The sequence below is a fragment of the Roseateles sp. GW821-FHT02E12 genome, assembly GCF_059421665.1.
Window position 1 is genome coordinate 58,267 of the sequence record NZ_JBWKVK010000001.1, and the last position, 16,349, is coordinate 74,615.

General features: G+C 67.6%; 15 protein-coding genes. 9 read left to right on the plus strand and 6 right to left on the minus strand.

The window, feature by feature from the left end; genetic code table 11:
• Positions 1–28 precede the first annotated feature (28 nt).
• Positions 29–715 (plus strand): signal peptidase I, encoded by a 687-nt coding sequence (gene lepB / locus AC07V5_RS00315; protein ID WP_495113475.1) that lies wholly within the window; start codon positions 29–31, stop codon positions 713–715.
• Positions 716–736: 21 nt separating this feature from the next.
• Here lepB and hslU read toward each other — a convergent pair whose 3' ends face one another.
• The 5 genes from hslU to AC07V5_RS00340 all read right to left on the minus strand — a co-directional run bounded on the left by hslU (position 737) and on the right by AC07V5_RS00340 (position 6,284).
• Positions 737–2,050: an ATP-dependent protease ATPase subunit HslU gene (hslU, locus tag AC07V5_RS00320; protein ID WP_495113476.1), complete on the minus strand. Its 1,314-nt coding sequence runs from the start codon at positions 2,048–2,050 to the stop codon at positions 737–739.
• Entirely contained in the window at positions 2,047–2,613 is a 567-nt protein-coding gene (gene hslV / locus AC07V5_RS00325; protein ID WP_495113477.1) for an ATP-dependent protease subunit HslV, read from the minus strand. The genes hslU and hslV overlap by 4 nt, the downstream gene beginning before the upstream one ends.
• Positions 2,614–2,651: 38 nt before the next feature.
• Positions 2,652–4,415, minus strand: a complete 1,764-nt coding sequence (locus AC07V5_RS00330; RefSeq protein WP_495113478.1) for a hypothetical protein — start codon at positions 4,413–4,415, stop codon at positions 2,652–2,654.
• 14 nt (positions 4,416–4,429) lie between these two features.
• On the minus strand, positions 4,430–5,080 hold the full coding sequence (dksA, locus tag AC07V5_RS00335; protein WP_495113479.1) for an RNA polymerase-binding protein DksA: 651 nt from the start codon (positions 5,078–5,080) through the stop codon (positions 4,430–4,432).
• Positions 5,081–5,231: 151 nt separating this feature from the next.
• Positions 5,232–6,284 (minus strand): CobW family GTP-binding protein, encoded by a 1,053-nt coding sequence (locus AC07V5_RS00340; RefSeq protein ID WP_495113480.1) that lies wholly within the window; start codon positions 6,282–6,284, stop codon positions 5,232–5,234.
• Between the two features lie 114 nt (positions 6,285–6,398).
• Between AC07V5_RS00340 and AC07V5_RS00345 the strand changes: the two genes are divergently transcribed.
• From AC07V5_RS00345 to AC07V5_RS00380, 8 genes are all read left to right on the plus strand, one after another.
• Positions 6,399–7,280 (plus strand): CorC family transporter, encoded by an 882-nt coding sequence (locus tag AC07V5_RS00345; protein WP_495113481.1) that lies wholly within the window; start codon positions 6,399–6,401, stop codon positions 7,278–7,280.
• Positions 7,277–8,743, plus strand: coding sequence for an apolipoprotein N-acyltransferase (gene lnt, locus AC07V5_RS00350; RefSeq protein ID WP_495113482.1), 1,467 nt, complete (start codon positions 7,277–7,279; stop codon positions 8,741–8,743). Before AC07V5_RS00345 ends, lnt begins: the two co-directional genes overlap by 4 nt.
• A gap of 29 nt (positions 8,744–8,772) precedes the next feature.
• Complete coding sequence (gene glyQ / locus AC07V5_RS00355; RefSeq protein WP_495113483.1) at positions 8,773–9,702, plus strand: glycine--tRNA ligase subunit alpha; 930 nt, start codon at positions 8,773–8,775, stop codon at positions 9,700–9,702.
• Complete coding sequence (gene glyS / locus AC07V5_RS00360) at positions 9,702–11,834, plus strand: glycine--tRNA ligase subunit beta (protein ID WP_495113484.1); 2,133 nt, start codon at positions 9,702–9,704, stop codon at positions 11,832–11,834. The genes glyQ and glyS overlap by 1 nt, the downstream gene beginning before the upstream one ends.
• 11 nt (positions 11,835–11,845) lie before the next feature.
• Positions 11,846–12,490 (plus strand): D-glycero-beta-D-manno-heptose 1,7-bisphosphate 7-phosphatase, encoded by a 645-nt coding sequence (gene gmhB, locus AC07V5_RS00365; protein ID WP_495113485.1) that lies wholly within the window; start codon positions 11,846–11,848, stop codon positions 12,488–12,490.
• A complete protein-coding gene (locus AC07V5_RS00370) occupies positions 12,490–13,290 on the plus strand; it encodes a lysophospholipid acyltransferase family protein (RefSeq protein ID WP_495113486.1) in 801 nt (266 codons plus the stop codon). The genes gmhB and AC07V5_RS00370 overlap by 1 nt, the downstream gene beginning before the upstream one ends.
• Before the next feature lie 5 nt (positions 13,291–13,295).
• Positions 13,296–14,105, plus strand: coding sequence for a M48 family metallopeptidase (locus AC07V5_RS00375; protein WP_495113487.1), 810 nt, complete (start codon positions 13,296–13,298; stop codon positions 14,103–14,105).
• A gap of 264 nt (positions 14,106–14,369) precedes the next feature.
• Positions 14,370–15,290: a substrate-binding periplasmic protein gene (locus tag AC07V5_RS00380; protein ID WP_495113488.1), complete on the plus strand. Its 921-nt coding sequence runs from the start codon at positions 14,370–14,372 to the stop codon at positions 15,288–15,290.
• Here AC07V5_RS00380 and AC07V5_RS00385 read toward each other — a convergent pair.
• Positions 15,269–16,336 carry an MBL fold metallo-hydrolase gene (locus AC07V5_RS00385; RefSeq protein ID WP_495113489.1) on the minus strand — a complete coding sequence of 356 codons (1,068 nt, stop codon included), beginning with the start codon at positions 16,334–16,336 and terminating at the stop codon, positions 15,269–15,271. The genes AC07V5_RS00380 and AC07V5_RS00385 overlap by 22 nt on opposite strands.
• Between the last annotated feature and the right edge of the window lie 13 nt (positions 16,337–16,349).

The following is a 16,349-nucleotide window of genomic DNA, read 5'->3' on the forward strand; positions in this document are numbered from 1 at the left end:
GCCGGGCCTGGCGGGCAGCATGGCCGGCATGAACCTCCGACACACCCTGCGCGACAACCGCGGCTTCATCCTCTTCCTGTTCAGCTTCGCGCTGCTGCGCACCGCGGTGGCCGACTGGAACCCCATCCCCTCGGGCTCGATGCGGCCGACGCTGCTGGAAGGCGATGTCGTGCTCGTCAACCGCCTGGCCTACGACCTCAAGCTGCCGCTGACCGACGTCGTGCTGCTGCCATTGAGCGAACCACAGCGCGGCGACGTCGTCACGCTCAGCTCGCCGGCCGGCGGCACGCGGCTCATCAAGCGCATCGTCGGCCTGCCGGGCGACCGCATCGCGATGCAGGGCAACGTGCTGATCCTGAACGGCCAGCCGCTGGGCTACAGCGACAACCAGACGCGCGGCGAGAGCATCGCGCCCGGCTGGGTGGTGGACGCCGTGCGCGCCACCGAAGACCTGGCCGGCCGGCCGCATACCGTGCAGTTCCTGCCCACGCTGCGGGCGCGGCGCGACTTCGCCGAGATCACCGTGCCGGCGGGCCAGTACTTCCTGCTCGGCGACAACCGCGACAACAGCGAGGACTCGCGCTTCATCGGCACCGTGCCGAGGGAGAAGCTCATCGGGCGCGCGCACCACATCCTCGTGGCGGCAGACTGGCTGGGCGAGGACGGGTGGCGGATGACGCCAAGGCTCGACCGGTGGGCGACGGCCATCCGCTGACAGCGCCCACCCCGCCGGGCTTCAGAGAATGAATCGGCTCAGATCTTCGTTGGCCGCCAACGCCGCCAGCTTGGCATCCACCGCCGCCGCATCCAGCGACACCGTCTGACCCGCATTGCGCGGCGCGTCGAAGCTGATCTCGTCGAGCAGGCGCTCTATCACCGTCGCCAGCCGCCGCGCGCCGATGTTCTCGGTGCGCTCGTTGACCTCGAAGGCAATCTCCGCCAGGCGGCGGATGGCGTCGGGCTGCAGATCCAGCGTAACGCCTTCGGTCGCGAGCAGCGCCTGGTATTGCTTCACGAGGCTGGCGTGCGTGCTCGTCAGGATGGCCTCGAAGTCGGCGACGGACAGCGAGTCCAGCTCGACGCGGATGGGCAGGCGGCCCTGCAGCTCGGGGATGAGGTCGCTGGGCTTGGCGAGGTGGAAGGCCCCGCTGGCGATGAAGAGGATGTGATCGGTCCTCACGAGGCCGTACTTGGTGGACACCGTCGTGCCCTCCACCAGCGGCAACAGGTCGCGCTGGACGCCTTGGCGCGACACCTCGGCGCCGCCGTGTTCGTTGCGCGAGGCCACCTTGTCGATCTCGTCGATGAAGACGATGCCCATCTCCTGCGCATTGCTCAATGCTGCGGCGCGGATCTCTTCCTCGTTGACGAGCTTGGCGGCCTCCTCGTCGACGAGCAGCTTCATCGCGTCGGCGATCTTGAGCTTGCGGGTCTTCTTCTGCGTGCCGCCGAACTGGCTGAACATGCCCTTGAGCTGTTCGGCCATGTCCTCCATACCCGGCTGGTTGCCGAAGGGGCCGAGCACTTCCATCGTCGGCTTGGGAGCGAGCAGGTCGAGCTCGATGTCCTTGTCGTCGAGCTGCCCCTCGCGCAGGCGCTTGCGCATGGTCTGGCGGGTCGCGTTGTCGGGCTCGCTGCCCGGCAACAGCACGCTCAGGATGCGGTCCTCCGCGGCGTCCTCGGCGCGCGTCTGGCAGCGGCGCACGGCCACCTCGCGCTCCTGCTTGACGGCGACTTCGATCAGGTCGCGGATGATGGAGTCCACATCCTTGCCGACGTAGCCAACCTCGGTGAACTTGGTGGCCTCGACCTTGATGAAGGGCGCCCCGGCCAGCCGGGCCAGGCGGCGCGCGATCTCGGTCTTGCCGACGCCGGTCGGGCCGATCATCAGGATGTTCTTGGGCGTGATCTCGCCGCGCAGCTTTTCATCGACCTGCTGGCGGCGCCAGCGGTTGCGCATCGCGATGGCGACCGCCCGCTTGGCGGCCTGCTGGCCGACGATGTGGCGATCCAGCTCGGAGACGATTTCCTGGGGGGTCATGCTGCTCATTCCAGAACCTCCAGCGTGTGGTTCTGGTTGGTGTAGATACAGATCTCGCCGGCGATCTCGAGGGACCGCTTGACGATGTCGGCGGCACTCAGCTCGGTGTGGTTCAGCAGCGCCTTGGCCGCGGCCTGGGCGAAGGCGCCGCCGGAACCGATGGCGACGATGCCCTGCTCGGGCTCCAGCACGTCACCGTTGCCGGTGATGATGAGGGAGGCCGTCTTGTCGGCAACGGCCAGCATGGCTTCCAGGCGGCGCAGCACGCGGTCGGTGCGCCAGTCGCGCGTCAGCTCGACGGCAGCGCGCACCAGGTGGCCCTGGTGCTTCTCCAGCTTGGCCTCGAAGCGCTCGAACAGCGTGAACGCGTCGGCCGTGGCGCCGGCAAAGCCCGCCAGCACCTGGTCGCGGTAGAGCTTGCGCACCTTGCGCGCGCTGGCCTTGACGATGGTGTTGCCGAGGGTCACCTGGCCGTCGCCGCCGATGGCGACCTGCCAGCCGGTGGGCGTCTGGCGACGCACCGAGATGATGGTGGTGCCGTGATAGACGGCGGAGGAGGAATCGGAAGACATAGGGGCTCCAGCTTGGGGCGGAGGCCCGCGATGCAAGATCAGTTGATCCGCACCTTGACCTTCGCGTGTTCGTTGATGCCCATCGCGCCGAAGAACAGCGCGACCAGGCGGTGCGCGTCGGTGAAGACCACGCCTCGGTTCTCGCTGCGGCGCGACAGGACCCAGTTCAACAGATCGCCAGCAGCCATGAAATCCAGGCGGATGAGCTTGGTGCAGGAGATGTTGATGAGGCTGGCCTCGCCGATTTCTGCAGCCATGACGCGCAGCGTGTCGGAGATGTCGCCATTGAGCTGGCCCATCAGTTCGAGCTGGACGGCCATGCCGGCCGACTCGGGCAGGCCGGTATCCAGGAAGGTGGACTGCGCCTCGCTCTGCATCGTGCTCGTGGCGGGGCTGTTGGTCGACCCGCCATCGCTGCCGATGCGCACGCGGCACTTGGCGCGCTCCCAGGACGGCGGCGAGACCTCGTAGGTCACGCAGTAGTCGATGGCGGCTTCGTCGAACTGGTCGGGCCGGTTGGCCAGGCGCAATGCCTCCAGGCGCAGCATCCACAGCGCCGGGTCGGTATCGCGCTCGCCGACGGGCGCGAGTTCCTTGAGCTGGTTCAGGAAGCGGTCGCCGCCGATCCAGCGTTGGTCGACCTGCTGCATGGCCCAGGACCGCAGCAACTGGCGCATCTGAATGGCCGCATCGATCTCGACATGATCCAGCGCGCCCCAGTCGAACACCCAGGGCATGGGCAGCGTCTCGCTGCGCTTTTGCAGCACAGCCACGTCTTCGGCCGTCAGTGCGGACGGAGCCGTCCAGCTGACCTGGTTGGCCTTGGCCATCGGCGAGCGGTTGGACTGCCGCGTTGATTCGGCGACCAGCCGGGGCATGGAGAACCACTGCGGCGCCGACAGGCCGAACTGCTGGGCGTACTCGACGGCCAGCGCCTCGAACTTGCCCTGGGCACCGGTGGCGCGGTAGTGGTCGAACAGCACCAGCCAGGTTTCGCCGTGCAGATTGCGGCTGCCGCCGGGACGCACGAGCTCGGTCAGCGCGCGCTCGCTGGTCTCGTAGTCGGCGTTGGCGAAGGCGATGACGGCCTCGTCGAGTTCGGGGTCGTGCACGACCTCCTGCACCTCGACATCGGGCGTGGACTCGGCCAGCGTGAAGGACAGCGGCATGTCCAGCGGCGGCAGGTCGGGCAGGCGGCTGGGCGGCGAATCCGACAACGGCGGAATGGCCGCGCCCATCGTCACGGCCGCCGGTGGCGTCGGCGCCTGCAGGCGCTGGACTTCACGCGGCGTGGAGAACTCGCTGACGCGGCCGCCATTGGCGTCCGATGGCGGCGGCGCGGCAACGGTGGACGAGAAGGCCACGGGCCGCGTGCTGGTGTCGAAGAAACCGGGCTGCTGCTTGGGCACGGCCTGCGTCGTCGCAAAGCTCTCGCCCACCATCTGCTGCTCGATCTCGTCGATCTTGGCTTTCACACCAAGGTCGATCTTGGAATTGGGCTCGCTGATGCGCTCGTCGTCGCCCAGGCGGGACGGCGACGAGGCCAGGGCGGCTAGCTGCTCGGGCGTCAGGCCTTCGCGGCGGATGCGGCGCAGCATGTCGAGCTCGCGCTTGCGCACGAAGTCGTTGCGGCGCTTGCGCTCCACCATCGCGCGCAGTTCGGCCTTGGCGAGGTCACCCTCGGGGTCGTCCTGGCGCGAATTGATCTCTGCCCAGTCCGTCGTGGGGTTGGCCACGAAGCGCGCAACCTTGCGGAAGAAGCTGTCGCCTTCCTTGGGGTCTGCGGGCTTGGACTCGGACATGGATTGCGTGGAGATTAATCGCCAAACATCTTCTGCTTGAGCTCGCGGCGCTGTTGCGCTTCGAGCGACAGCGTCGCGGTCGGGCGGGCGATGAGGCGGCCGAGGCCGATGGGCTCGCCAGTCTCGTCGCAATAGCCGTAGTCGCCACTGTCCAGTCGCGTGATGGACTGCACGATCTTCTTCAGCAGCTTGCGTTCGCGGTCGCGGGTGCGCAGTTCGAGGGCGTGTTCTTCCTCGATCGTCGCGCGGTCTGCCGGGTCGGGCACGATGGTCGTGTCCTCGCGCAGATGCTCCGTCGTCTCGCCCGCGTTGGACAGCACGCCGTCCTTCAGCTCGGTCAGCTTGGCACGGAAGAACTCGATCTGCTTGGCGTTCATGTACTCCGAGTCCGGCATGGCCAGGACTTCGGCGTCAGTCAGCTCGGCACCCGATTTGCTCTTCCAGGCGTTGGCCAGCTTGGGGTCGCCCTTGGCGGCCACGCGTGGCGTTTCGTCGACTACACCGGCACCGCGCGCGGGCGGTTTCGGCGGCGCGAAGCGGTCGGCGAAGCGATTCGCTGGTGCGGGCGCCTCCAACATCGCGACGTTGGCGTCGGCGTCGGCTTTTTTTGCAGCCTTGGTGGTCGCGTTGGCGGTTTTAGGGGCCGGGGTCTTGCTCACAGTCATCTCCTCGCTCAGGGCTTGCTTCGGCGCGGTGTCAGACCTTGATCCCACTGCTTTTCAGCCGGCGGCCCAATTTTGAGCGCGGCGGATTGTAGCCACAGGGATTCATCGGCCCTCACCCCCCGAAAACAGTGCTCCGGGGGGCGAAAAAACATCACGCCAAACAGCCTTCCAAGCCTTGCATCAAAACCTCTTTCGGCAGGTCGATACCAATGAACACCATCTTGCTCTGCTTTTTCTCGCCCGGCATCCAGCGCGGGCCAAGATCGGAGCCCATCATCTGGTGAACTCCCTGGAAGATGACCTTCTTCTCGGTGCCTTTCATGTGTAGGACACCCTTGTATCTCAGCATCTTGGGGCCATAGACCTGAACGATGGCCCCGAGGAAATCCTCCAGCTTGGCCGGGTTGAAGGGCTTGTCGGAGCGGAACACGAAGCTCTTCACATCGTCGTCATGGGCGTGGTGGTGCGGGTGATCGCAGTGCTCGCCATGCTCATGATCGTGATCATGGTGGTGATGGTGGTCGTGGGCATCCGCCTTCAGGAAGTCGGGGTCGATCTCCAGCTTGGCATTCAGGTTGAAGCCGCGCAGGTCGAACACCTTGTTGAGCGCCACTTCGCCGAAATGGGCGTTCTGGATGGGCGCACGCGGGTTCATGTGCTTGATGCGATGCACCAGCGCCTCGACGGCCGCTGGCTCGACCAGGTCGCTCTTGCTGATGAAGATCTGGTCGGCAAAGCCCACCTGCATGCGCGCCTCCTGGCGCGCGTTGAGCTGCTCGTCGGCATGCTTGGCGTCCACGAGCGTCAGCACGGAATCCAGCAGATAGCTCTCGGCGATCTCGTCGTCCATGAAGAAGGTCTGGGCGACGGGGCCGGGGTCGGCCAGGCCGGTGGTCTCGATGATGACGCGGTCAAAGCTCAGTTCGCCCTTGCGGCGCTTGGCGGCCAGGTCGGACAGCGTGGTGCGCAGATCCTCGCGGATCGTGCAGCAGACGCAGCCGTTGTTCATCTGGATGATCTGCTCGTTGGTGTCGGACACGAGGATGTCGGTGTCGATGTTCTCCTCACCGAACTCGTTCTCGATGACGGCGATCTTCTGGCCGTGGGCCTCGGTCAGCACCCGCTTGAGCAGCGTGGTTTTTCCGGCACCGAGAAAGCCGGTCAGGATGGTCGCGGGAATGAGGCCTTGGGCAGCAGTGGACATGGTGGGGCCGTTTTTCAAGGAAGGCAGCAGATATAGGGGCTAGGCGCCCCGAAACAAGGTCTTGTCAAACCAATCGGCTATTCTGTCCCTTCCGCAATACCTTGACAGCTCCCCTTGAGCGAACCGCATTCAGGCCGGCCCCCAAGTCGCGGGGCCGCCAAACAACCGCCCGAGGCGCGTGGCCTGCTGGAGCGCATGCTGGAGTTCCTGCACCCCGGCCCAGACTCCAAGTCCGAACTGATCGAAACCCTGGCCGACGCCGAGCAGCGTGAGCTGATCGAGCCCGAGTCGCGCCAGATGCTGGAAGGCGTGCTGCGCATGGCAGAGCTGTCGGCCGGCGACGCCATGGTGGCCGCCCCGCGCATGGACCTGCTGGACATCGACGCGCCTTATGACGAACTGCTGGGTCTCGTCATCGACACCGGCCACTCGCGTTTCCCTGTCTACGAAGACAGCAAGGACAACATCATCGGCATCCTGCTCGCCAAGGATCTGCTGAAGATGCAGCGCGCCCCCGAGCTCAACATCCGCGCGTTGTTGCGGCCGACCGTCTTCGTGCCCGAGAGCAAGGGATTGAACGAGCTGCTGCGCGATTTCCGCTCCAACCGCAACCACCTCGCCATCGTCATCGACGAGTTCGGCAACACCGCCGGCCTCATCACCATCGAGGACGTGCTGGAGGAGATCGTCGGCGAGATCGAGGACGAGTTCGACGACAAGGACGGCGAATCCGGCCTCTACACGCTGGCCGATGGCAGCCAACGCGTGGCCGGCGACGCGACGATCGCTGCCGTCAACGGCGCCTTCGGCCTGGCCCTGCCCGACAACGACTTCGACACCATCGGCGGCCTCGTGGCCCACGAGCACGGCCGCGTGCCGCGGCGCGGCGAGACCGTGCAGGTGGCGGGCCTGAACTTCGCCGTCATGCTGACCCGCGGCGGCGCGGTGCGCTGGTTCAAGGTCACGCGCGCCCCCGAAGAAGAGACCGAGGCGTGAGGCCGGTGAAGGCGGCGGTGGCCGCCGCGGCCGCGCTGGCCGCCGGCCTGCTGCAGACGGCGTCGTTCGCGCCAACCGATGCCTGGTGGGCGCAGATCCTGGCGCTGGCATTGCTGTTCGGCATCGTGGCTCGAAGCACACCCAAGGTCGCCGCCCTCTGCGGCGCACTGTTCGGCTGGAGCTGGCTGGCCTCGGGCCTGTGGTGGCTGCACATCAGCATGCACCAGTTCGGCGGCATTCCCTGGCTGCTGGCCGCCTTGGCCATCGGGCTGCTGGCGGCTTTCCTTTGCAGCTACTACGCGCTGGCGCTGGGCCTGACGGCACGGTGGATCGCCCCGGGGCGCTGGCGGCTGCTGGCCCTCGTGCCGGCCTGGCTGCTGGCGGAACTCGCGCGGGCCACATGGCTCAGCGGCTTCCCGTGGATCGCATCGGGTTACGCACACACGGTTGGCCCGCTGGCCGGTTGGGCGCCGTGGATCGGCGTCTACGGCATCACAGCACTGGCCGCGCTGCTGGCCGCTGGCCTGGGGTTGCTGCGCGAGAGGGCCTGGGCATTCGCCGCGCCGGCTCTGCTGCTGCCGCTGGCCGGCGCGCTGCTGCCCCAGGACTTCACCACGTCGACCGGCCAGATCGCGCTGTCGCTGGTGCAGCCCAGCATCCCGCAGGACCAGAAGTTCGACCCCGAGCGCTACGTGGCCAACATGGCCGCGCTCACCGCGCTGATCCACGCCGCCAAAGGCCAGGTCATCGTGACCCCGGAGTCCGTCGTGCCGATTCCGCTGCGCGAACTGCCGGCCGACTATGTGAACAACCTCGCCCGGCCGGGGCAGCCGGTCCTGCTCGGCACCTTCCTGGGCAGCCAGGAGGAGGGCTACGTCAATTCGCTGCTCGCGCTCGAGAGCCCGCCGCCAGCTTCGCCTTATTCCTACGGCAAGCGCCACCTGCTGCCCTTCGGCGAATTCATCCCGCCCGGCTTCGCCTGGTTCGTGCATGCCATGAACATCCCGCTGGACGACCAGGCCCGCGGCGACCACCAGCGCGCCTGGGCCGTCGCCGGCCAGCGGCTGCGGCCGCTGATCTGCTACGAGGATCTGTTCGGCGAGGACGTCGTGCAGAGCGCGGTCGGGCCGGATGCGGCCACGGTCTTCGTCAACGTCAGCAACCTGGCCTGGTTCGGCACCGTCATGATCCAGGACCAGCACCTGCAGTTCTCGCAGATGCGGGCGCTGGAATTCCAGCGTCCCGTCGTGCGCTCGACCAACACGGGCGCGACCGCCGTCATCGACCACCTCGGCCGCATCACGGCCCGCATGCCGGTGCTGGAGCGCGGCGTGCTGGAGGCGACGGCCGAGGGCCGCGCGGGCGCCACGCCCTACGCCCGCTGGCTGGCGGCGCTGGGCCTGTGGCCGCTCTGGGCGATCGCGCTGTTGACCCTGATCGGACTCAAGAGGGCCGCCCCATAGAATCGGCCACCCCTTTTTCGTGCCGACTCATGCTGACCTTCCAGCAAATCATCCTGACGCTTCAGGACTATTGGTCCAAACAGGGCTGCGCCCTGCTCCAGCCCTACGACATGGAAGTCGGGGCCGGCACCAGCCACACGGCCACCTTCCTGCGCGCCCTCGGCCCCGAGCCCTGGAAGGCCGGCTACGTGCAGCCCAGCCGCCGCCCCAAGGACGGCCGCTACGGCGACAACCCGAATCGGCTGCAGCACTACTACCAGTACCAGGTCGTGTTGAAGCCCGCACCGGCCAACATCCTCGAGCTGTACCTCGGCTCGCTGGAGGCGCTGGGCTTCGACCTGAAGAAGAACGACGTGCGCTTCGTCGAGGACGACTGGGAGAACCCCACGCTCGGCTGCTGGGGCCTGGGATGGGAGGTGTGGCTGAACGGCATGGAGGTCACGCAGTTCACCTACTTCCAGCAGGTCGGCGGCATCGACTGCAAGCCCATCACCGGCGAGATCACCTACGGGCTGGAACGCTTGGCGATGTATCTGCAGGGCAAGGAATCGGTCTACGACCTGGTCTACACCGACGGCCTGACGTACGGCGACGTGTTCCACCAGAACGAGGTCGAGCAGTCGACCTACAACTTCGAGCACAGCGATGTGGACTTCTTGCTCGGCGCGTTTGCCGCCCATGAGAAGCAGTCCAAGAACCTGATGGAACAGCAGCTCGCGCTGCCCGCCTACGAGCAGCTGCTGAAGGCCGGCCACAGCTTCAACCTGCTGGATGCGCGCGGCGCCATCAGCGTGACCGAGCGGGCCGCCTACATCGGCCGCATCCGCAACCTCGCGCGCGCCGTGGCGCAGAGCTATCTCGACAGCCGCGCACGGCTCGGCTTCCCAATGGCACCCAAGGCCTGGGCCGACGAAGTCGTCGCGCAGATCGAACTGAAGAACAGCAAGAAGGCGGCCTGATGAATCTGCTCGTTGAACTGTTTGTCGAAGAGCTGCCTCCCAAGGCGCTGAAGAAGCTGGGCGAGTCCTTCGCCAACGTGCTGGCCGACAGCTTGAAGGCTCAGGGCCTGGCCGCTGCCGACGCCGCCGTCACATCGTTCGCGTCGCCGCGCCGTCTCGGCGTGCACGTCGCCGGCGTCGCCGCCAAGGCCGTCGACAAGGCCGTGCAGCAGAAGCTGATGCCCGTTGCCGTGGCGCTCACCGCCGATGGCCAGGCCACGCCCGCGCTGCTGAAGAAGCTCGCGTCCGTCGGCGCCGGCCCCGAGGTCGTGTCGCAGCTCAAGCGCCAGCCCGATGGCAAGGCCGAGGCCCTGTTCTGGGACAGCGTCCAGCCCGGCGCCACGCTCGCTCAGGGCCTGCAGAAGGCGCTGGACGAAACGCTCGCCAAGCTGCCCATCCCCAAGGTCATGACCTACCAGCTCGCCGATGGCTGGAGCGACGTGAAGTTCGTGCGCCCGGCGCACGGCTTGGTCGCGTTGCACGGCAGCGAGGTCGTGCCCGTCCAGGCCCTCGGGCTGACTTCGGGCCGCACGACGAGCGGCCACCGGTTTGAAGCTTTCCAAGCGACGGTCAGCATCGAATCCGCCGACAGCTACGCCGCGCAACTGCGTGAGCAAGGCGCCGTCATCGCCAGCTTCGCCGAGCGTCGCGCCGAGATCTCGCGACAGCTGAAGGGTGCCGCCGACGCGCTGAGCCTGACGCCCATCGACGACGAAGCGTTGCTGGATGAAGTCACCGCCCTCGTCGAGCGCCCCAACGTGCTGAGCTGCGCCTTCGAAGCCGAGTTCCTGGCCGTGCCGCAGGAGTGCCTCATCCTGACGATGAAGGCCAACCAGAAGTACTTCCCGTTGCTCGATTCGCACGGCAAGCTGACGCGCCATTTCCTGGTGGTGAGCAACATCGCGCCCGCCGACGCCAGCGCCGTCACGCAAGGCAATGAGCGCGTCGTGCGCCCGCGCCTGGCCGACGCCAAGTTCTTCTTCGATCAAGACCGGAAGAAGAAGCTCGAAGACCGCCTGCCCGGCCTGGCCAAGGTCGTGTACCACGGCAAGCTCGGCAGCCAGGGCGAACGCGCTGAGCGCGTGCGTTCCATTGCGCATGCCATAGTCAAGCAGCTGAGCATGGCGACGCTGCCCTACACGGTCGAGGCCGACGACGAGTTCAAGGTGCTGGACAGCAAGGTCCAGCAGGCCAGCCAGCTCGCCAAGTGCGACCTGCTGACCGACATGGTGGGCGAGTTCCCCGAGCTGCAAGGGATCATGGGCGGCTACTACGCCCGCCACGAAGGCCTGCGCGACGGCGTCGCCATCGCCATCGAGGACCACTACAAGCCCCGCTTCGCCGGCGACGCGCTACCGCGCAACCACACCGGCACGGTCGTGGCGCTGGCCGACAAGCTGGAGACGCTGGTGGGCCTGTTCGGCATCGGCCAGCTGCCCACCGGCGACAAGGACCCGTTCGCGCTGCGTCGTCACGCTCTGGGCGTCATCCGCATCCTGGTCGAGAAGAACCTGCCGCTGGACCTGCCGGAGTTGATCGACGCGGCCGTGCCGGCCTTCGGCGAGCTGATCGAGAACCCACGCGGCGCGCTGCTGACCTTCTTCGCCGACCGTCTCGCGGTGTCCTTGCGCGACCAGGGCTACAGCGCCCAGGAAGTGGACGCAGTGCTGGCCCTCAACCCCACGCGACTGGGCGACGTGCCGCGCCGGCTCGAAGCCGTGCGCGCCTTCGCTGCGCTGGCCGAAGCCGCGTCGCTGGCCGCCGCCAACAAGCGGGTCGGCAACATCCTGAAGAAGGTCGAAGGCGAGCTGCCGACGGTCATCAGCCCCGAGCTGCTGAAGGAAGCCGCCGAGCAGGCCCTGGCCGCCGCGATTGCCGACGTGCAACCCGCCGCTGACCGCCTGTTCGAGCAGCACGACTACACCGGCTCGCTGAAGGCCCTGGCCGCGCTGAAGACGCCCGTCGACGCGTTCTTCGACGACGTGATGGTCAATGCCGAAGACCCGCAACTCCGCGCCAACCGGCTGGCGCTGCTGGGCCGTCTGCATGCAGCGATGAACCGAGTGGCCGACCTGTCGCGCCTGGCCACTTGAAGAAAAACGCGATGCGCGCCGACCACGCCCACGGCATGAAGCTCGTCATCCTCGGGCGCGACGGCACGATCAATCGCTACCGCGACGATCACGTCAAGGCCCCCGAGGAGCTCGACCCGCTGCCCGGCGCGCTGGAGGCCGTCGCCCGCCTCAACCATGCCGGCTGGCACACGGTGCTGGCCACCAACCAGGCCGGCATCGGCCGTGGCCTGCTGGACATGGCCTCGCTGAACGCGGTGCACATCCGCCTGAACCAGTTGCTCGCCGAAAAGGGCGGGCGGCTGGACGCGGCCTTCTTCTGCCCGCACACGCCCGAGGAGGGCTGCGACTGCCGCAAGCCGCTGCCCGGCCTCATCAAGCAGATCGGCGAGCGCTTTGACGTCGAGCTCCCCACCATCCACATGGTCGGTGCATCGCTGACCGACCTGCTGACGGCTCAGAACGCCGGCTGCATGCCCCACCTCGTGCTGACCGGCCCCTTCGGCAGCCTCAGCACCGAGCAACTGGCCAATCTGCTCGTGCAAGTGCCTACGGCCCGCGTGCACGACGACCTGATGAGCTTCGCCGAGGCCATCATCCAGGAAGAGCGCCGCCGCGTTGCCGTGCAGCGCGGCCAGGTTCTTACCCCAGACACCCAGGCCGGAGACCTGAACTGATGTCCAACTTGCTGAGCGCCATCCGCTCGCTGATCTTTGTCCTCGTCCTGGTCGTCACCGTCATCCCCTGGGCCACGGCCGTCGTCATCCTGTCCATCTTCCGCCGCGGTGACCCGATCTACTGGGCCTGCGCCGGCTGGCTCAAGGTCGCCATCTGGAGCGCGCGCATCATCTGCGGCATCCGCTGGCGCATCCAGGGCATGGAGAACCTGCCGTCGGCCTCGGACCGCCGCGCCGGTGTCGTGCTGCTGTCCAAGCACCAGAGCACCTGGGAAACCTTCGCCTACCCGGCCCTGCTCAGCCATCCGCTGGCCTATGTCTTCAAGCGCGAGCTGCTCTACGTGCCCTTCTTCGGCTGGGCAATGGCGCGCATGGACATGATCCACATCGACCGCGGCCGCCGCACCGAAGCCTGGAACAAGGTGCTGAGCCAGGGCAAGCGCCTGGGTGGCCAGGGCAACTGGGTCATCATGTTCCCCGAGGGCACACGCATCCCGCGCGGTGAGGTGGGCGAGTACAAGACGGGCGGCACCCGCCTGGCCATCGAGGCCGGCCTGCCCGTCGTGCCCATTGCGGCGACCGCGGCGCGTTGCTGGCCACGCAAGAGCTTCCTGCTGCGCCCGGGTGTCGTCGACATCTCGATTGGCAAGCAGATCCGTCCCGAGGGTCGCTCGCCGGCCGAGCTGATGAACGAGGTCAAGGACTGGATCGAGAGCGAGATGCGCCGCCTCGACCCGGAGGCCTACCAAAACCCTCCGCCCGCCGGCCTGCCCGGCAACCCGACCGCCAACCAACACTGACCCGCATGCCCGCCAAGCGCCCGGCCCCACTCCTGCAGGACAGCCAGCTGTCGCTGTTCGACGTGGCGCCGGAGATCACGCCCGCCGAGCCCGGCACGCCGCGCTCGCGGCGCGAGCTGTGGCTGGGCCAGCACCGCATCGGCTACGAGCTCAAGCGCGCCCGCCGGCGCAGCATCGGCTTTGTCGTCGGGCCGCAGGGCCTGCGCGTCAGCGCGCCGCGCTGGGTGCCGGTGGTCGAGATCGAGCGCGCGCTGCACCACAAGGGCGAGTGGATCCTGCGCAAGCTCGTCGAGCAGCGCGAACGCCAGCAACGCGTCCAGGCCTCGCGCATCGAGTGGATGGATGGCGGCACCTTGCCGTATCTGGGTGCGCCGCTGACGCTGGTGCTGGCGCCTGCCGAACGCGAGGTGATGTGGGACGAGGCCACGCGCCAATTGCGCCTGCCGCTGCCCGGCGGCGCTTCGGCCGAGCAGATCCGCGACCTGACCCAGTCCTGGTTGCAGGCGCGCGCCCGCGAGGACTTCCTGCCGCGCTGCCGGCGCTTTGCCGAACTGCTGGGCGTGTCGATGAAGGCATTGCGCCTGTCGTCGGCCCAAACCCGCTGGGGCAGCGCCAGCGCCGACGGCTCGATTCGCCTGAACTGGCGCCTCGTCCACTTCGCGCCGGCCATCATCGACTACGTCGTCGCCCACGAACTGGCCCACCTGCGCGAGATGAACCACAGCCCCGCCTTCTGGGACACCGTGCGCTCCGTGCTGCCCGACTTCGAGCGCTCGCGCGAGGCGCTGCGCGAGGAATCCATCGTCGTGCAGTGAACGGCCCCTCTGGCCGGCCTGCAATGGATTGCTTGTGAATATTCCCGCGCCGCCGTCACCCGGGCGCCTTCACGTTCAGCAACACTCCGTTCGACGCTGTCACCACAGGTACCCAGGGGCCGGCCCAGCCGGCGGGAGTGAAGGTACCAGGCAAGACCAGACCGCCGCCGCCGATCATTGATCGTCGGCGGCGTTTCTCTTTGCACCAAAAGGATGCGGCGCCGGGCGCACAATCGTCCGCCCCAGCGAACAATCTTCGCGCTCATGGGCCAACCCAGCCCCTTGCAGCCCAACATGGTGAAGCGCCGGCTACTCCTGCAAACACCGCTGCTCGCCGTGCCCGAGGCCCGGGCCGCCACGGCGCTGAAGGTGGTCTATCCGGCGCCTGAGTCAGCGCTGGACAAGCGCTCCGAGGACCTGGTCGTCCTGCTCAGGAGCGCCCTGCAACACACCGAAGCCAGCCACGGCCCCTTCGAATTGGCCCCGGCGTCCGCCGTGGCCAGCGAGGACCGCCAGTTGCTGAGCATGGAGCAAGGCCTGCTGCCCAATGTCGTGTGGGCCTCGGCGACGGCGGACCGGGAACTGCGCCTGCTGCCCATCCGCATCCCGCTGCGGCGCGGCCTGATCGGCTATCGCATTGCCCTCATCCACCGACAGCGGCAGGCCGAATTCCGCCGCATCCGGACCCTGGACGACCTGCGCGCCTACTCGCTGGGCCAGGGCCCGAACTGGCCCGAAACCCAGATGTATCGCCAACTGGGTTTCCAGGTCCATTCCGGTAGCTACGAGGCCTTGTTCCGCATGCTGGTCAACGGTCGCTTTGACCTGTTCCCGCGCGGCGTCAACGAGGTCTACGGCGAAGTCGCGACGCGGGCCGCCGAGTTGCCCGAGCTGGCCGTCGAGGATTCACTGCTGATCCACTACCCGCAGCCCTACTACTTCTTCGTCAACCGGCGCGATCCGGCGCTGGCCCAGCGCATCGAGCAGGGCTTGCGCAGGATGCTGGACGACGGCAGTTTCGATGCGCATTTCTGGCGCTATCACGGCGACGCCATCCGGCACGCGCGCCTCGGCGAGAGGCGGCTGCTGAAGCTGGACAACCCCTTGCTGCCGCGCGAGACGCCGCTGGCCGACAGCCGGCTCTGGTTCGATCCGAAGGCCGATCAGCCGGGCAGGAAGCGGTAGACGCCGTCGGCGCCCAGTTCGCGCTTCAGGTCACCCTGCAGCCACAGCGCATGCAGGTGGGCAATCGCCTCGCCCATCGCGAAGGTGGTCTGGTGCAGGTCGAGCTTGCGCTTGAACAGCACCGGCAGCAGGCCGGCCGCATGCGTCGGCTCGGCAGCGCAGGCGGCCACGACTTCGGCCAGGCGCTCGTCGTGATGCTCGCGCAGTTGGTCGATGCGCTGGTGCAGGCCGGTGAAGGGCTTGCCGTGCGAGGGCAGCACCAGCGTGTCCGCGGGCAGCGCCAGATAGCGGGCGAGTGAGTTCAGATAGAGCGTCAGCGGGTCGGCCTCGGGTTCGACGTCGACGACCGACACGTTCGTCGAGATGCGCGGCAGCACCATGTCTCCGCTGATCAGCAGGCTGGCCCCCTCGTCATTGCCGCAGAACAGGCTGATGTGCTCCGGCGCATGGCCGTAGCCGGCGATGCAATGCCAGACGCGCCCACCGATCTCGACTTCGCCGCCGTCCATCAGCCGCCGGAAGGCGGACGGCACGGCGGGCACCATCTTGGGGTAGTAGTCGGCGCGGGCGCGGATCTTCTCGAGCGCCTCGGGGTCGGTCAGCCCATGGCTGCCGAAGAAGGCCGCGGCCGAAGCGCCGCCCATGCCCACCGTCGAGCTGCTGGCCAGGCGGGCGAGGTTGAAGTCGGTGGCGCTCATCCACAGGCGGCAGGCCCAGCGCTCTGTCAGCCAGTGAGCCAGGCCCAGATGATCCGGATGGAAGTGCGTTGCGATGACGCGCAGCACCGGCAGGCCGTCCAGACGTTCGGCAAAGACCTTTTCCCAGTTCGCTTTGGTTTCGTCGCTGGCAATGCCGCAGTCGACGATGGTCCAGCCCTCGCGGCCTTCGATCGAATCGCGCAGCAGCCACAGGTTGATGTGGTCCAGTGCGAAGGGCAGGCCCATGCGCACCCAGCGCACGCCGGGCGCCAGGTCCAGCGCCTCGCCGGCGCCGGGCAGGGTTTCGCCCAAGGGGTAATGAAGTTCGGATTCGCGTGCGTTGGCCATGGTGCTGCTCGGC

Bases quoted from the DNA above. Each gene is read 5' to 3' on its own strand.
- hslV (WP_495113477.1), bottom strand. From the start codon at position 2,613: ATGTCTTCCGATTCCTCCTCCGCCGTCTATCACGGCACCACCATCATC.
- glyS (WP_495113484.1), top strand. From the start codon at position 9,702: ATGAATCTGCTCGTTGAACTGTTTGTCGAAGAGCTGCCTCCCAAGGCG.
- AC07V5_RS00340 (WP_495113480.1), bottom strand. From the start codon at position 6,284: ATGTCCACTGCTGCCCAAGGCCTCATTCCCGCGACCATCCTGACCGGC.
- glyQ (WP_495113483.1), top strand. From the start codon at position 8,773: ATGCTGACCTTCCAGCAAATCATCCTGACGCTTCAGGACTATTGGTCC.
- AC07V5_RS00330 (WP_495113478.1), bottom strand. From the start codon at position 4,415: ATGTCCGAGTCCAAGCCCGCAGACCCCAAGGAAGGCGACAGCTTCTTC.
- hslU (WP_495113476.1), bottom strand. From the start codon at position 2,050: ATGAGCAGCATGACCCCCCAGGAAATCGTCTCCGAGCTGGATCGCCAC.
- AC07V5_RS00385 (WP_495113489.1), bottom strand. From the start codon at position 16,336: ATGGCCAACGCACGCGAATCCGAACTTCATTACCCCTTGGGCGAAACC.
- AC07V5_RS00380 (WP_495113488.1), top strand. From the start codon at position 14,370: ATGGGCCAACCCAGCCCCTTGCAGCCCAACATGGTGAAGCGCCGGCTA.
- dksA (WP_495113479.1), bottom strand. From the start codon at position 5,080: ATGACTGTGAGCAAGACCCCGGCCCCTAAAACCGCCAACGCGACCACC.
- lepB (WP_495113475.1), top strand. From the start codon at position 29: ATGAACCTCCGACACACCCTGCGCGACAACCGCGGCTTCATCCTCTTC.
- AC07V5_RS00375 (WP_495113487.1), top strand. From the start codon at position 13,296: ATGCCCGCCAAGCGCCCGGCCCCACTCCTGCAGGACAGCCAGCTGTCG.
- gmhB (WP_495113485.1), top strand. From the start codon at position 11,846: ATGCGCGCCGACCACGCCCACGGCATGAAGCTCGTCATCCTCGGGCGC.
- AC07V5_RS00370 (WP_495113486.1), top strand. From the start codon at position 12,490: ATGTCCAACTTGCTGAGCGCCATCCGCTCGCTGATCTTTGTCCTCGTC.